Source organism: Nostoc sp. LEGE 06077 (genome assembly GCF_015207705.1).
Classification (GTDB): Bacteria; Cyanobacteriota; Cyanobacteriia; order Cyanobacteriales; family Nostocaceae; genus Nostoc_B.
Genome location: NZ_JADEWI010000021.1, coordinates 55,498 through 71,802, shown reverse-complemented (window position 1 = coordinate 71,802; position 16,305 = coordinate 55,498). Strand labels below are relative to the sequence as shown.

Here is a 16,305-nt window from a genome sequence, read left to right as displayed (position 1 = left end):
GAGTATTCTAAATTCTGACTCCTGTTTTATTCAGGAAAATTCTTGATATCGTTATAGAAAACCGGAAGATAAATTTTATGGTAACTACACAAGTCAGCAGTACCCAAAGGGGAATTCTCCCAAATATTAGTTGGCAGACTTTTGAAACTATGTTGGCAGAAATGGGTAATAATCGCACCACACGACTGACCTATGATCAAGGAACCCTAGAAATCATGACACCGTTGATGCCTCATGAACATAATAAAAGACTTATAGAGAAACTGATTGATAATCTAGCGGAGGAACTCAACCTGAATATCAAAAGTATTGGTTCTACAACTTGTAAACGTCCAGACTTACTGCGTGGCGTAGAACCAGATTCTGCATTTTACATTCAAAATGAACCATTGATGCGGCAAAAGCAAAATCTCGACTTGACTCAAGACCCACCACCTGATTTAGTCATTGAAGTAGACTACACCAGTGCTTCTGTTGATCGATTATCAATTTATTTAGCGTTGGGTGTTCCAGAAGTTTGGCGTTATAACGAACCTTTAATGCAAATTTATCGCTTACAGGAAGGTACGTACATTCCTTGTGATGTATCACCAAGTTTTGTCAATCTTCCCTTAACTACAGAGATTCCCCGTTTTTTGCAAGAAAGCTTGAACAATGGAGAAATTTCTATGATTCGCTCATTTCGTGCTTGGGTGAGACAACAGCAAAAAAATTGACAGTCAATAGCTAAAGCGTTATACCATATCAAGGTGCAATATACGTAAGTTTTTTATTGTTATGTCTAGTGTTGAACGCGACGAAACCAGAGAAAATCGCATCGCCACGGAAATTATTGTTGATGCGGAAGATAAAGAAGATCGGGCAATGGGCTGGTACTATTACCTAGAAGAAGCCTTGAATTGTCCGTTTATGGCTAAGTGGGCGAAAAAATCCCGCAAAACATCGACAATAGAGGAAAAAAACGTCGAGGTGCTAGGAATGGCCCCTGATGATGAATGTTTAAAAGATATGTATGTGGAAGTAGCTGACATCAATGGTAAGGATGATGATGTCTATTCGGCAAAATTATCAGAAATAAAGCCTATTGATGCAGACAGTGAAACAGACGAAGCGATCGCAGATTGGCACTATTGGCTGGCTAGAGGCTACAAATTCTAGAATATAGCCATTTCGCTCCTCAATTATCTGATAAATAGCGAATAATTCGACAGGGGTTCCCCGCAGCAACGACATTTGCAGGTATATTTTTAACCACCACACTCCCAGCACCAATTGTCGTATTGTCGCCAATTGTCACCCCTGGACAAATAATTGCATTCCCACCTATCCAGACATTGTTACCAATTTTAATTGGTGCAGCTAATTCTCTACCAGTCAAACGTATTTCTGGCTCTACGGGATGATAAGCTGCATAAATCTGCACATAAGGCGCACACAAAACGTTATCACCAATTTCCACTAGATTGCAGTCTAAAATTACACAGCCAAAGTTCATAAATAATTTATTGCCAGCATAAATATGACTACCGTAGTCACAGTAGAATGGCGGCACAATAGTAGTATTTTCTCCTACCTTACCTAATAATTCTTGTAATATTTGTTGTCTTTGCTCTTGTTGTTCGGCAATTGTATTGTTATACCTTTGTAAAAGACGACTGGCTCGCCTACTCTCAGCCGCTAATTCGGGATCTTCTGCTAAATATAACTCGCCCGCTAACATTTTTTGTTTTTCGGTTTTTTCCATAAGATATTTTTAAGTTTTATTAAATTAAAATAGCGAATTTAAAAAAGATTTTACAAAGCGATTTTAAATTACAATAATTTTTTAGATAACAAAATGGAATTTACTAAACTTAGTCAAAATTAGCAAAATTCGGAGGAATATGCCTTTTCGGATTTTAAGCTTGGATGGTGGTGGAATTAGGGGAGTAGTTGCTGCAACTATTTTGGCAGCTATTGAGCAACAAATTAATCAACCTTTGCACGAGTATTTTAACTTAATAGCAGGCACGTCTACAGGCTCAATTTTAGCAGCAGCGATCGCCACAGGTCGCAGCAGCCAAAATATTATTGATCTATACACCCAAAAAAGCTCAAGAATCTTCCCCTACAAAAGCCTTTTTTCTTTACAGCGACTCCCTCTGATTTTCAAATATGGTATATCTGCACCGAAGTTTTCTGATAGCGGTTTAATGCAAGTTCTACAAGAAAATTTAGGTGAAATCAAACTATTTGATATTCCTAAACCAAAATTATTAATCACTGCTTACGATACTATTGCCAGAGAACCAATTATCTTTAAAAGTTGGCGACAAGATAAAAATTATGGCAATGTTCCACTGTGGGAAATTTGTGTTTGTTCTGCCTCGGCTCCTACTTATTTCCCAGCACATAAACTAGATAGAATGGTCAATGGCATAGTAGAAAAAGCCGCAGAGAATACTGTTAATTTGGATGGTAATGCTTCCCACACAGAAGACCTTTATAACGATACACAAATTAGAATCGTTAGTGGTACAGGCAGAGGTCAAACTCGTACTATCAAAAAATATAAAGGTTATACACGAGAAGCTGTTTTAGATTCTCCTTGGGAAAGGATACCAGATAATACTGCGACCTACTCAATTAAATGTATGTACTCTGCCATTGATGGCGGTGTTGCGGCTAATAACCCTTCAGCTTGTGCTGTAGCGGAAGCTTTAAGATTAGGGCATTCAATTGAAGATATTACCATTCTTTCTATTGGTACAGGCGATCGCACACGCATTATCCCATTTCAACAAGCCGAAAGTTGGGGTTTAATCCAATGGGCGCAGCCACTAATTGGTATATTGTTTGATGCTTCATCTGGCGTTCATGAATACATCACCGACCAAATAATTCCAAACGACCATATTTTACGATTACAGTTTAAGCTAGACCGAGAACTTATCGGTAAGCGATTAAGTGATGATATCGATGATGTCAGTCCTGAAAACCTTCAAAATTTAATGGAAGCGGCAAAAGTATATATTCAACAACCAGCAATACAAAGTAAATTGCAGGAGTTTTTACACATTAATTAATAAGGTATAACAGCAACCAGTTAAATATATTGTTTGTTATGCTAGATTTTTAGCCTGTGGTTTGTGCAGCCAAAAATATTTGTTGCGCCGTTATTTGTAAATGAGGAAAAACTGAAGAAACAAGTTGATCACCATTGTGAAATAATTGCTTGTGATACTCATCTTTTATCAATGTGCAAATTGTAATTGTAGGTTGTTTCGGTTTGCCAATATATTCTCTCCCACCAATACCTAGATAATCCACAATCCAATACTCTGGGACTCCTAACAGTGCATAATCTTCAACTTTGCGAGCATAATCATTCTGCCAGTTTGTACTAACGATTTCAGCAATTAATTTAATAGAGCTTCCTGATGTAACTATAGGTTCTTTTTGCCATAGTGGCTCATTAATTAGTTGAGTTTGATCCAATACAACAACATCAGGACGAAAAGCTGTATTTGTTCCTAACAGTTTGATTAAACAGCGATGAGGAATAAAATAAGATTCTTCTTGACGGTCAATTTCTACGTTCAATTTTCGCCCAATGAAAGCAGATACTTGCTCATGCGGCCCTGTTGGTTCCATATCGATTAATTCACCATCAATTAGTTCATAACCCTCACTATCACCATAGTGAGCAATAAATTCTTCAACCATTAAAAGTTTTGGTGCGAATTGAACCATTGTAATTTTTACTACTTGTTATGTTAATGTTTTTCCAGTTTTCAAATATTAGACTTCTATGAATATTTTAAATTTGCTGAAACTTATTGCCAATGTGTCGGATATTCGAGGTAGTCTGGCAGAATAGTGGTGCGATCGCCCCTAGCTAAGTCAATCTGCTTTTGTTCTAGATTTTCGACTCCTGTTAAATTTGCTCCATAAAAGTTAGTTTCAAAGAGTAATGCCCCTTGCAGGTTAGTTTCAAAGAACAATACCCCTTGCAGCTTAGCTTCACCCAAGTTTACCTCTTGTAGATTAGCTCTCCAGAGGAATGCAGCTTGCAGGTTAGCTTCACTGAGTAATGCTTCTTTCAAGTTGGCTTCACTGAGGTTTGCTTTTTGCAATTTAGCTTTGCGAAGGAATGCTTGTTGTAGGTTAGCTTCATTGAGTGTTGCCTTTTCCAAGTTTGCTTGGTAGAGGTTTGCTTTTTCCAAGTTTGCTTTGTAGAGGTTTGCTCCTCGGATATCGATACTATTTAAATCAAGCTCTTGATGTTCTTCCTCATTCTCGCTATTACGTCGTCCAATAACAGTGAGTGCTGTTTGAATATCCGTGCGAATTTTTGGTATTTGCTGTGTATTCTCTGTGTTTTCTTCTTCCAGCCTTCTAGGTGCATTCTCTCGCACAAAAGCCGTCAGAACTTCCATAATTGTCCAGTGATCATCTTTGGAATCCTTCGCAATTCTTTCTAACGTATAAATTGCACCTAAACGCACTTCAATCTTTTCGCTTCCAAGCTGTTCAATTGCTTTTGCAAACCGCTCTGTGATTTGTTTGTCTTGTGCTGCTTTGGCATTTTGGATTGCAGCTTCAGCATTCTTTAAAGCAGCTTTGGCACTTTCATTTGCAGCCATAGCACTTTTGTCCATAGCTTCCGCACGCTTGGCTGCATAAAAAGCGTTAATAAATACAGCGATTCCTGCAAAAATTGTTCCGGTTGTTGTTAAGGCTTTAATTCCGTAATCTAATCTCTGTTGTGTTGTTAAACCTTCAACGTTAACAAAGCCTACAAAAACGGCAGCTAAAAACAGAATAAATATAATTGGTAAGACTCTTAACCAAGTTCTCAAAGCGTCTGTGTTATTTTCAGACATAGATATTCAATATTTTTGTGCTGCTGATGATAATATCAAAAGCTCACACAAAGGTGCAAAATAACGCCTCGGAATAAATTCCAAGTCTCATAGCATAAGTCATCTAAAGAGGACTCCATAAAAAATCTAGTCCACTTGAGTGGACTTTAGCTATTAGCCTGGAACTTTAGTTCTAGGCGGGATATATTTTCAGCATGAAGATTTTCAATTCAACTAAAAAACTTCTCCACGCAACGGGCGAATATTTCCACACCCATTGGTAAAACAGTTTCATCAAAATCGAATCGCGGATGATGATGAGGATAAGCTAAATCTTTTTCTGGATTAGCAGAACCAAGGAAGAAGTAACAGCCGGGAACTTCTTGTAAGAAGAAAGACATATCTTCGCCGCCCATTGTTTGGCATTCTGGGACAATTCCTACAGGCGTTTCTACTACTTCTTCGGCAATCGATCGCACTAATTCTGCAATCCTCGCATCGTTAATTACTGGAGGATACAAGCTCCAATATTCTAAGTCATATTTTGCGCCGTGGCTCTGGCAAACTCCGGCAATTATTTGCTCGATACGCTGTTGAAAAAAGCCAGTAAATTCTGGGTTAAAATACCGCACTGTGCCTTTTATATTGGCGGTATCAGCAATCACATTATGGGCTGTACCTGCATGAAGTGCGCCAACAGTCACCACTGCGGAATCGATGGGGTTAACATTCCGGGCGACAATGGTTTGTAAGGCGTTGACAACTTGGGCTGCAACTACAATCGAATCAACGGTTTGATGGGGAATTGCGCCGTGTCCACCTTTGCCGAAAATTGTGCAGTTGAATAACTCGACAGCCGCCATCAATGCACCAGCACGAACACCAACTGTTCCCAAAGGGAGATTATTCCACAGGTGTAAACCAATAATCGCATCTACATCAGGGTTTTTTAGTACCCCAGCCTCAATCATTGGTTTTGCACCACCTGGCCCTTCTTCGGCTGGCTGGAAGATGATTTTCACCGTCCCCGCAAAGTCTTCTTGGTGCTGGTGGAGATAGTATGCTGTACCTAATGCGATCGCAGTATGTCCATCATGTCCACAAGCGTGCATTACTCCATCATGTTGCGATTTATACGGTACTTCGTTCAGTTCTTGAATGGGCAAAGCATCCATATCCGCCCGAATTGCTAGTACTTTTTCAGTGCTGAGTTTAGTACCTTTAATAGTGGCGACAATGCCAGTTTTCGCAATCCCAGTTTGATGTTCAATTCCCCATGCTTGCAACTTACCTGAGACAAACTCAGCCGTCAGTTTTTCTTGGAAGCCTAATTCTGGTTGTTGATGTAACCGCCGCCGCCACTCTACTAATTGTGGTTGCAATGTGCGAATAGAAAGTCGCACACGGGATAAGTCAACAGAATAAGAATTGGGAAATGTGGAAACCATTGTGACAACAAACTGCTACAAGACGGCTGAGATTGGGTTATGTTCTCAGTTTAATAGTTCCTTAAATATTTAGCGCCTCTAAATTTAAATTAGATGCAGCTTGAGCAAGTTTGTCTAAATCTGCTGGGTTATCAAAATACGGCAAGCAACCTAAAACCGGGATGTGTGTAAATGATTGTATTACTTCTGGTGGTGCCCAGTCGGTAATCTCTGCATCGGTACGCGGTTGGATGCAGTTCAGCACAATACCTATCAGATTAACTTTGCACTGTCTCGCTAATGCCACATTCGCCACGGCTTGCGAAATTCCACCTAATCTCACTGGAACTACCAAGACAGTGGGTAAACGCCATTCACCAGCGATATCAGCCACTGTTAACTCGTTAGTCATGGGTGAACCTAACCCACCAGCAGATTCTACCAACAGAAATTCATAACGCGATCGCATCTCACACAATGTTTTCCACACCACAGCTAAATCCACTGGGCGATTTTCTTTAGCCGCGGCGATGGGTGGCGCTAGAGGCGCTTGAAAATACAACGGGGTAATTTCTGCTGGCGATTGTTCTAGGTTAAACAGATTTTGATACCATTCGCGATCGCCAATTCCCGATTGTATTGGCTTCATAATTCCCCAGTGACGCTGCGGATAACACTTTTGCCAATAAGCGGCTAATGCTGTAGTTAAAACAGTTTTGCCAGCTTCGGTGTCAGTTCCAGTAATTAGTAATGTGTTCAACAATCTGTTTTGCAAATAGATAACAAGTAACAGATGACGTTACGAGACGTAAATATAGCGGAAATCCTTACCAATGACAAATAACAAAAACTCAGTACAGGATTTTACCAGTTCGTAACAAGAATTTGTATGAATACTCTGCGTAACTTTGCGTTTACCTCAGCGCCTCTCTGCGTTCAAGAATGCTTTACTAAGGAGTATTTTGTACCCCAGGCGTTGGTTGAGGTGTATTATCCACAGGCGGGTTATTGTCTGGTGGAATTGTGGGTGTTGGTGTAAAAGCTGGCGGAAATGTGGGTGTTAGCGTTGGTGTTACTGTTGGTGTTAGCACTGGTGGAAATGTAGGCGTTAGCGTTGGGGTTACTGTTGGTGTAGCTGTTGGTGAAGGTTGAAGTGGATTTTCTAATGCCACCCTGAGATTATAATCACTTTCACTAACTCCAGATTCCAATACTAACTGCACAGTATATCTACCGTTTTTTGGTAATATTCCCGTATAAGAGCTTACTTGTTGAGCGCTACTATCAAGTACTTGGCGATTGGGAGTTAAAACAGTTAGAGAAATACCGGTTCCTTGTTCCAACACTGTAGTTAACTTAGCTCCAGCTTGGCCAAAAAAGGTATATTCCATAATTTGACCAGCTTTGAGAGAATTTTCGACTGTCGCTGTGTTAGATGCGTCCAATCTCAGGCGCTTACTAGTAATAGCTGGTTCCGTATTGGTGGGTGTTCCGAATGTCGTACCACCAGAAATAACTGGTGAAGGAAAAGTCTGAGGTGCAAGTGGTGTTGTCTCTGGTTGTCCATTAGATTGGCTGCGAATCGAACTCACCAGCGCCCAAGAACCAAAACCAGCCAGAATAACTACCGCACTACCAATTGCACCCAGCGCTAAAGGATTATCTAACACAGAATTAGAAGAACGACCAGGGGGAATTACGGGGTCAGGTCGGTTAGATGGCTGTGGAGGAATGGCATCGGGACGACGACCAACCGCAATTGTTTGAAAATTTGATACCTCTGGCGCTGCTGCTACGCCGGGTTGCTCGACAAATTGTAATGCTTGGATCACCTCAGCCGCACTTTGATAGCGATCGCTTGGCAAAGGGTGTAACATCCGATTAATTACCTGCGCCAATTGCGGACTTACCCTGACAAATTTTTGCCAAGTCCAGGTAAGCTGCGTTTCATCAAACAACTCAGACGGTTCTTTAGCAGTTAATAACACTATTGCTGTCACCGCTAAAGCATACAAATCACTGCTGGGGTAGGCGCGTCCGGTTTGCATTTGCTCATTGGGAGAGTAACCCAATTTACCCACACTAGTAACATTGACATTAGTATCTGGTGTTTGCAAGCGCGTTGCGAGTTCTTTCACCACACCAAAATCTATTAACACTGGCAGGCGATCGCTATCTCGTAAAATAATATTTTCCGGCGAAATATCACGGTGGATAATGCCGCGACTATGAATGTGTTCTAATACAGGTAAGAGCGATCGCAACAACTGTAATACATCTGCTTCGCTAAAAGTTTGACCTACAGATTGTTTCTCAACTAGTAAATCTCGATAAGTCTTACCTGCAACATAATCTTCCACTAAAAATAAGCGATGGTCTTGCTCAAATCTTTCGCGGAATTTTGGGACTTGCGGATGTTCAATCTGATATAAAATCGTTGCTTCCCGCTGAAAAAGTTCTTGGGCTTTTTCCCAAGCACCAGCCCCTGCTGCGATCGGAATTAATTCTTTAATTGCACAAAGTTCGTTAAAGCGACGCTGATCTTCGGCTAAATAAGTTCTACCAAATCCGCCTTGTCCCAGGATTTGAATTATCCGATAACGGTTTTGTAAGACAGTACCAATTGTAATTGGGGGTTGCATAAATAAATTCAAATTTAATCATAACTAACAAGACAGCCCTCACAAAGCTGAGTCTGGAGGACATAATCATAGAATTGACTCAAAAATTCTGCTTTGAAATTGGGTGTCAGGGTTTGAGGATTTTGTACCTTACGCCCCTAAATTTCTTTACCCTCATACTCATCAACTTGTGAACCCATTACTCCCACCTTTAATTTCTCATTTTCATGCGTAAGTTACACGACAATGACCTGCGGCGATATTCTACCCTAAGAAAAGGAATAATGTATTCAAATTTCAAACTAATGACCAAAACCACAAGAAAGCTTGCGGAGATAGCAAAAGAGAAATCATGAAAATATATTTCTGCGCCCCCTGGTTAACTCCCCTAAAGCAAAATCCTGACTTTTTAGTTTCAAGGCTAATTTTGCAGATTTGAAAATTTTTGTCCAATTTATAATCCAAAAATTTAGTTTGTCAGTTTATAATTTTGTAGCTGGTATCATAAAATATTCTTCTACCCCAGAAGAATTTAATTTTGGGTATTTCTACTGTCTGAGTTCCAGTTCTACTTCATTTAAGCTGAAAAGAGTTGGGATCAGTAATCAATATACTTGGTAGGATTATTACTCTACCAGACTAATCTAGAGGAAATGGGAGTTGTTGAGAACAACTCCACTACAGGACTAATTTACACACTATAGGTCAGTTACGAATTCGATGGTTTGTTTACCACTAAAGACTGAAAAATCGACTGATGGTAGCTCTATTGAGAAATGTTTAAAGTTTTTATGAAAGCTTAAATAAAGCTCACAGATGTTTATTTAGCCTATTCCGGTTAAATCTGGTAAATATCTAAATGATAATCTCGCCATGAATGCACTTCGAGGATCTGCTGTGCTAAGTTCTGCCGCTTTTAAGGTGCAGCCAGCTGCAACAGGACTAACTGAAAACCATCGCCTGCGGCTATTTTCTGGCTCTGCCAACATACAACTGTCTCAAGAAGTCGCTCGTTATCTAGGGATGGACTTGGGGCCAATGATTCGCAAAAGATTTGCGGATGGAGAACTTTATGTTCAAATCCAAGAATCTATTCGAGGCTGTGATGTATATTTAATCCAGCCATCTTGTCAACCAGTTAACGACCACCTAATGGAATTGCTGATTATGATTGATGCCTGTCGTCGAGCTTCGGCTAGACAGGTAACAGCAGTTCTTCCATATTATGGCTATGCTCGTGCCGATCGCAAAACCGCAGGACGAGAATCAATCACAGCCAAATTGGTTGCCAATCTGATTACCGAAGCAGGCGCGGCTCGCGTTGTGGCAATGGATTTGCACGCTGCTCAAATTCAGGGTTACTTTGATATACCCTTTGATCATGTTTACGGTTCGCCAGTGATACTCGATTATTTGGCTAGTAAACAACTGCCTGATTTGGTAGTTGTTTCTCCTGATGTCGGTGGTGTAGCACGGGCGAGAGCATTTGCCAAAAAACTCAATGATGCCCCACTTGCCATTATTGACAAACGCCGTCAAGCTCATAATGTAGCGGAAGTCTTGAACGTCATTGGTGATGTCAAAGGCAAAACAGCCGTGTTGGTAGACGACATGATTGACACCGGCGGAACCATAGCCGAAGGCGCTAGGTTGCTGCGTGAAGAAGGAGCGCGTCAGGTATATGCCTGTGCTACTCATGCAGTCTTCTCTCCCCCAGCAATTGAACGGTTATCAAGCGGCTTGTTTGAGGAAGTCATCGTCACAAACACGATCCCCTTACCAGAAGACAAACGCTTTCCACAACTAGTAGTGCTTTCTGTGGCAAATCTTTTAGGAGAAACCATCTGGCGGATTCACGAAGATACCTCTGTAAGTAGTATGTTCCGTTAGCCCACAAAAGACTGTTATTCAGGTTACAGTCTGGCATAAATAAATATTAAATTTTGAAGTATGAAGTCAGAAACTTTTTCTCCTTTGTGCTTCAATTTTTATTTTCATGGGGGTATGGCTGCAAAGTTCCTCCAATCCTGAGTTTGATGGCATCATGAATGTAAAAAGCGATCGCTCTTAATTATTATGCAGGCGATCGCTTTTTATTGACACAACTATTAACACAAAGATAAAACTATAAATTTTCCCCGTCAGTGGTCAATGACAACATTTATTCTTGTCCTACCTGTAGGGAATGCCGAGATAAAATAGCCTTCGTTTTCAAGTTATACAATTGCATCACAGCTTTGATCATACTTTGCTGATCTGGATGTAAATCTAAAATTTCTAGAGCTTGATAAATATTATTACCAGCCTGGAACTGTACTTTCAGTTTTTCCCGTTGTGAGGAACTTAAGATGCTACTAATTTCTTTGTTGCGGTGTTGACGTAAACCTTGGAGTTGTTGACGTTCTTGGGGCGTAAAATCTGTTTCCGAATATGCTAAGTTGATTGCAGCTTTGTGAGATTGGGAAAAAATCACACTAGAATTAGCATGAATTTGTCGAGGCGTAGCTAATGCAATCCCAGGTATCAACATGACAAGGACAAGAATATTAGCTAACAAAGACAGCCATTTGGGAAAGTTAATTACCATTTTTAGAAGTGCCTAAACGAAATTTCATGCTCTGCTAATTTTAGAGTTTGATGGGGTCTTAAACCCAGTTATTCATCCGCCAATCGTACAGAATACCCAACTGAATTCTGACTCCTGACTTCTGAATTCTGTTCGATAAGTGTTTGCTGAATATTTATCTCTACCAAGCACCCCTAAAAAGTATTATCGGAGATTAGGGAATCTTAAAAAATAAATCACGCTACAGAAAATTTATATTCAGGTCAGCAATAAAAAGCCTGTTCTGAAAAAATTATCATTTGCAGCCAAAAAACAATAAGATAATGTTATATATGTTACGAAATATTAGGATTAATGATAAATAAAAATAACCTATTTAAGGGTGAGCATAATTATGCCCACCCTACAAGCTACTGAGACCTTTTCATTCTATTAATTTCCTGTTGTAATTCTTCAATTTGCTGCCGCAAATTTTCTGCTTCAGTTGCAGGAGTTTGGGCTGCAACATTTACAGCACCTTCAGCAGGCGATCGCTGATAGTTTCCTCGGCGAATTTGCTGATATTCTTCTGATACTGCCCACTCCCTTAAATAATGTATTCTTTCTACAGCAAAGGGATGGCTTAACATCGTACCCTGAGCGCCATTGTAGATCAAGAATTTATATATTTGGTTCAGTCCATCTGCATCCAGTGCTTGATAATTTTCTGACTGACGGATGAATTCTTGTAAACTACATTCGTGGGCATATTTGCTACTGCCGCCAGATACCTTCATCATCGAAGACATTACAGGATTTACGTCATCAATTACTAACAATGCGGCACGATCTGCCGTCAACTCAGCTTTCCGCCGCCATTCAAAAAAGGCATAGATCAAAGCTTGGGTAACGAAATTACCAATACCAAAGGTTAATTCACCTAGGGCAGAAGCAGCACTCATCGCCCACATCGCCATTTGAATTAAAATAGTATGACTACATTTAATATGCCCCAGTTCATGGGCTAACACCGCCCTAATTTCGACTTCTTCGAGCAAGTCTAGTATGCCTGTATTTATGACAATGTAAGGATTTTCTTGCCCTAAAGCATAGCTATTTGCTTGGGGATCTTGTGAGACAAACAGTGCTGGTTCTGGGTAAACGTCCAAATCCCGCACGCATTCCCGAAATATCTGGTAAACAGTGGAATATTGTCGCGGCCCGACTTGGATGGTGTTACCCATTAGATAGACTAACTGCGGGCGTTCGTAGACAAATTCCATGAATTTACGGGCAATTAAATCAAATCCTGGTAAATTTCGTAAAGCTTGTTCAGCTTGGCGATCCAGTGGATGCCTGAAGGCTTCGCTAGAAATTCCTGTGTAAGTTGGCATAAGTTAGGAAAATTGGTGATTAGTTATGAGTCATTGGTCATTAGTCATCTGTATTGACAAAGAACTAATGGCTAAGGACAAAGGACAACATAATAGAAATGGGGCTAATGGAAGTAAAAATCACTTTGTATGGGATTAAAAGCGTGTGATTGAGGCAGAAGTTCATTTGTCACTGCATAACTTCCTGCGATCGCAGGCGGGGTTCCCTTCTTGGCCTCATCATTTGACGATGGCTCGGTTGGTAGCACGCGCCTTGCGTCTAGGACGTAGCGCCTTAATTCAGGTGGGGGCGGCTTGTGGCTATCAAGGGCGATATCGCACTAGCTTTGTCGCATCGGCATTGATGTGGCATGGCCCTGTTATTATTGTTGCTCCAGAAACAGTGCAACAACGTCTGTTGCAAGTAGAAATTCCCCGCTTACAACAGTGGTTACAAGCGCCAAAGCCCATCAGAACAGGTAATGCTTGGCCTAATTCTGAGTTCCAAGGACTACTCCTGACTTCTCCAGAAGCTTGGTTAAAAGGGCAGTTAACATCTCCTGATATGTTTCCCCCTGGTATTCCGACAATTATTGATGGTGTAGATGATTTAGAAGATTGGGTACGTCATCAACTAATTCAAGATGTGCAGCCTCAAGACTGGGAAGAACTTCTGCTGGCTTGTCCTTACCAAGCTGAAGCAATTCGTACTGCTAGAACACAACTGACAAAAGAAGTATTTCAGCACCCAGCTAATCCTTATGAGTGTTATCTCATCTCCCAGCCAGAAGCAGAAATTATTCATCGTCTTTTTGCCGAATTATCACTAGAAGTTATTCCTGATGTGTGGAAAAATTTCTGGCAGCAATTTCAATACATTCATGAAAATTTGCCTCTAAATCAACCACCTCATCTTTTTTGGACAACGATTGAGCGTCGCCAAGGCTTATTTTCTTTGCATTACACGCCGATTGAACTGGCTGGGATACTGTCGCCGATTTGGGAACGACAGCCAGTCGTCTTAGTTGGGAGTGCTTTAGAACCAGAAACAGAAGCGCCTGTATTTCGTCAGCGGTTGGGTTTGGATGATGTCACTTGTCTCAAGTTCTCTTCAGATAGTCAAGCCCAAGCGATTCAATTGTATGTACCCCATCAGTTACCTTTACCGAATACACCAGAATTTCAACCCGCTTTTATTCATAAAGTCCGCACCTTATTGTGTTTAAGTGCGACTGCGCCAGGGTTAACAGTAGTTTTAGTGGGAGATGTCCCACTCAAGGCGCAAGTTGGCGCAATTTTGGCTTCAGAGTTTGGTTCACGGGTGCAGGTAGAAAAAACCTGTTTAGATGAAAATGGTATTTTAATTAGTGGTTGGGAATATTGGCGAGAACATCAAAATGTCTTACCTGCGCCACATCTATTAATTATTGCGACTTTACCTCTACCATCTTTAGAAAATCCTTTGGTAGCCGGAAGGGTAGCTCATTACAAGCGATCGCATCAAGATTGGTTCCGGGTATACTTATTACCAGCCGCTTTGAATGAACTACAACGCGCGATCGCCCCTGTAAGAGAAAATCAAGGTGTAGTAGCTTTACTTGACAGTCGAGTGGTTAACCGTAGCTATGGCTCACAAATCCTCGCCGCCCTTAGCCCTCTAGCACGCATTAACTATCTTGACCCCAGTTTATTCGCCAACCCAGATAAAGAAGATTCAGCTTAAATGACGAATAACTATTTACATTTTGTCAACGGATAGCGATCGCCCCTGAAGCAAACGGTATTATCAGCTTGTTCGCAAATTTTGAATTAAACACACACTAATTAAAATTTTGAATTGCTAATTATGGGTGAAGCAAAACGTCGCAAAGAAACATTGGGAGAACAGTACGGTCAAGATGAGCGCATATTATCTTGGGTTCCCATCACCAAACGTCAATCCGAATTATTTGTGACTTGGACTACTCGCGGAGCCTGGATTGGTATTGGTGGTATGGTTGCTGCTTGGGTAACTATTCGTTTTATCGGCCCTGCTTTTGGTTGGTGGCAAACTGTAGGTTAAAGAAAAATCCAGATGGTTGGGTTTTGCTATTGCTCAACCCAACCGACTGTTTTAATAAATAATTTTAAAAAAATACGTTCAAATTATCAAAAAAATGAGCGTTACAATCTGGTTAGCTAGAGAATGGTCTGATGAGGAACTTCTTGAGTTTGTAGAAGGCGATCTTGTTGATATTAACAATGTGCTTCAACAGCAAGGTTTACCAACTCATCAGGAAGCATTTGGAGAATGGGTTCAGAATTTAGAATTTCCACAACTTAGTTGGTCATATTCTACTATTCACTATCTGAGATACTTTGCTGCTAGATTTATTGAAAATCGTGGCTGGAATCCAACAGTTGAGGATAGTAATAAAAAAGACATTCCTACATATTTGGGAGATTATATATTTGAATTAAAAAAATCTCATTTAATATGTCATTCTGATTGTAATGGCTATTATCTACCAATTGATTTTGAAACAGTTATATATGATCAAAATTTACCTGGATATTGGCTAGGTTCCAGTATTTATTTAGTGAAAGAATTAGAATATTTAGCAGAATTATTAAGTTTTAATCTGGGAGAATTTACGCCTAATCTAAACAAAGTCTATGAACAAAGAAAAGAAGAGTTAGATAATAAGAGTGATTTTTTGAGTGTTCATAAATCATTACTATTAGATTTATATAATGTTGCACAAGCAAGTGTTGAATATGGAAGTGCGATCGCTTTCACCTAGTTTTTCAAACAAAACAGATTGACAGGGAACAGACAATAAATATCTATTCCCTATTATTTTCTACGGTTTAGTCAATTCGCTTTTCTAAATATTGACCAATCATTAACTGTTCACCAGCGCGAGAGATGATTGTTTGTCTGGTGCGATATTTATTCCCAATTAACTTTAATTCTTCCTCAAACACTGAATTGTTGTACTCAGTTCGCAAGCACAGAGTTTCCGAATTAGGAAAATGATACTCTGCGGTGATGGGTTTGGATGTGGCAAAACCGCGATCGCGGTACAAAATATTTCCTAATGCACCAAATAATGTCGAACCTTGAGAATCTTGCCTATTTTTTAGTATATCCGTACTATTCCATAGTACTTCTGCACCACAAATTAAATTAACCGTATCAGGTAAATTGTGCAACTGCGCCAGCTTTTGCAACTCAGTGCATCCTGCTGCTAAAAACCGAATGGTGATGAGACTCACCATTTCTTTAGTTTCGCCTTCTGGCAGAGTATAGTAGCGTCTTTCTGAGCGCCACTGACCGGCCGATTTGCGAAAAAATTGGGTAATTTCTGCTTCGTTAGTACTTTGAGTCAGTCTTAGCGGTGATGTCACGCGTTATTGTCCTCGCCTATCCTAAAAATAGCGTTTGTACATATACTACATGGTGACAAAAGACAATTACAGTTTAGAATTTTTAATATCTCTCATAAATACTGA

The 16,305-nt window shown here is 40.3% G+C and carries 16 protein-coding genes; 7 read left to right on the top strand and 9 right to left on the bottom strand.

Annotated features, from left to right (window positions below; all coding sequences use genetic code 11):
* Window positions 1-77: 77 nt before the first annotated feature.
* Both IQ244_RS15650 and IQ244_RS15645 read left to right on the top strand, forming a co-directional pair.
* Window positions 78-716, top strand: coding sequence for a Uma2 family endonuclease (locus IQ244_RS15650; protein ID WP_193895609.1), 639 nt, complete (start codon window positions 78-80; stop codon window positions 714-716).
* Between the two features lie 61 nt (window positions 717-777).
* Window positions 778-1,158 carry a calcium-binding protein gene (locus IQ244_RS15645; RefSeq protein ID WP_193895607.1) on the top strand — a complete coding sequence of 127 codons (381 nt, stop codon included), beginning with the start codon at window positions 778-780 and terminating at the stop codon, window positions 1,156-1,158.
* Between the two features lie 19 nt (window positions 1,159-1,177).
* On the opposite strand, the gene IQ244_RS15640 is transcribed toward IQ244_RS15645, so the two are convergent.
* Entirely contained in the window at window positions 1,178-1,744 is a 567-nt protein-coding gene (locus IQ244_RS15640; protein ID WP_193895605.1) for a sugar O-acetyltransferase, read from the bottom strand.
* A 139-nt stretch (window positions 1,745-1,883) separates the two neighbouring features.
* On the opposite strand from IQ244_RS15640, the gene IQ244_RS15635 reads away from it, so the two are divergent.
* Window positions 1,884-3,065, top strand: a complete 1,182-nt coding sequence (locus tag IQ244_RS15635; RefSeq protein ID WP_193895603.1) for a patatin-like phospholipase family protein — start codon at window positions 1,884-1,886, stop codon at window positions 3,063-3,065.
* Between the two features lie 49 nt (window positions 3,066-3,114).
* On the opposite strand, the gene IQ244_RS15630 is transcribed toward IQ244_RS15635, so the two are convergent.
* From IQ244_RS15630 to IQ244_RS15610, 5 genes are all read right to left on the bottom strand, one after another.
* Window positions 3,115-3,732, bottom strand: a complete 618-nt coding sequence (locus IQ244_RS15630) for a Uma2 family endonuclease (protein WP_193895601.1) — start codon at window positions 3,730-3,732, stop codon at window positions 3,115-3,117.
* A gap of 83 nt (window positions 3,733-3,815) precedes the next feature.
* Entirely contained in the window at window positions 3,816-4,865 is a 1,050-nt protein-coding gene (locus IQ244_RS15625) for a pentapeptide repeat-containing protein (protein ID WP_193895599.1), read from the bottom strand.
* A 209-nt stretch (window positions 4,866-5,074) separates the two neighbouring features.
* Entirely contained in the window at window positions 5,075-6,292 is a 1,218-nt protein-coding gene (locus IQ244_RS15620; protein ID WP_193895597.1) for a M20 family metallopeptidase, read from the bottom strand.
* A gap of 61 nt (window positions 6,293-6,353) precedes the next feature.
* Window positions 6,354-7,031 (bottom strand): dethiobiotin synthase, encoded by a 678-nt coding sequence (gene bioD, locus IQ244_RS15615; RefSeq protein ID WP_193895595.1) that lies wholly within the window; start codon window positions 7,029-7,031, stop codon window positions 6,354-6,356.
* Window positions 7,032-7,221: 190 nt separating this feature from the next.
* Window positions 7,222-8,913 carry a serine/threonine-protein kinase gene (locus IQ244_RS15610; protein WP_193895593.1) on the bottom strand — a complete coding sequence of 564 codons (1,692 nt, stop codon included), beginning with the start codon at window positions 8,911-8,913 and terminating at the stop codon, window positions 7,222-7,224.
* 852 nt (window positions 8,914-9,765) lie between these two features.
* Here IQ244_RS15610 and IQ244_RS15605 point away from each other — a divergent pair.
* The gene (locus tag IQ244_RS15605; protein ID WP_193895590.1) at window positions 9,766-10,782 is read left to right on the top strand and encodes a ribose-phosphate pyrophosphokinase; all 1,017 of its coding nucleotides are present in this window, start codon (window positions 9,766-9,768) and stop codon (window positions 10,780-10,782) included.
* 271 nt (window positions 10,783-11,053) lie between these two features.
* On the opposite strand, the gene IQ244_RS15600 is transcribed toward IQ244_RS15605, so the two are convergent.
* Together IQ244_RS15600 and IQ244_RS15595 are read right to left on the bottom strand one after the other, a co-directional pair.
* Window positions 11,054-11,479, bottom strand: coding sequence for a hypothetical protein (locus IQ244_RS15600; protein ID WP_193895588.1), 426 nt, complete (start codon window positions 11,477-11,479; stop codon window positions 11,054-11,056).
* A 389-nt stretch (window positions 11,480-11,868) separates the two neighbouring features.
* A complete protein-coding gene (locus IQ244_RS15595) occupies window positions 11,869-12,831 on the bottom strand; it encodes a M48 family metallopeptidase (protein WP_193895586.1) in 963 nt (320 codons plus the stop codon).
* A gap of 145 nt (window positions 12,832-12,976) precedes the next feature.
* Here IQ244_RS15595 and IQ244_RS15590 point away from each other — a divergent pair, with 145 nt between their 5' ends.
* From IQ244_RS15590 to IQ244_RS15580, 3 genes are all read left to right on the top strand, one after another.
* Window positions 12,977-14,533 carry a helicase C-terminal domain-containing protein gene (locus tag IQ244_RS15590; RefSeq protein WP_193895584.1) on the top strand — a complete coding sequence of 519 codons (1,557 nt, stop codon included), beginning with the start codon at window positions 12,977-12,979 and terminating at the stop codon, window positions 14,531-14,533.
* Window positions 14,534-14,656: 123 nt separating this feature from the next.
* Window positions 14,657-14,872 (top strand): DUF2839 domain-containing protein, encoded by a 216-nt coding sequence (locus tag IQ244_RS15585; protein ID WP_193895582.1) that lies wholly within the window; start codon window positions 14,657-14,659, stop codon window positions 14,870-14,872.
* A 94-nt stretch (window positions 14,873-14,966) separates the two neighbouring features.
* Window positions 14,967-15,593 carry a hypothetical protein gene (locus IQ244_RS15580; RefSeq protein WP_193895580.1) on the top strand — a complete coding sequence of 209 codons (627 nt, stop codon included), beginning with the start codon at window positions 14,967-14,969 and terminating at the stop codon, window positions 15,591-15,593.
* A 67-nt stretch (window positions 15,594-15,660) separates the two neighbouring features.
* On the opposite strand, the gene IQ244_RS15575 is transcribed toward IQ244_RS15580, so the two are convergent.
* Entirely contained in the window at window positions 15,661-16,200 is a 540-nt protein-coding gene (locus tag IQ244_RS15575; RefSeq protein WP_193895577.1) for a phycobiliprotein lyase, read from the bottom strand.
* Window positions 16,201-16,305 lie beyond the last annotated feature (105 nt).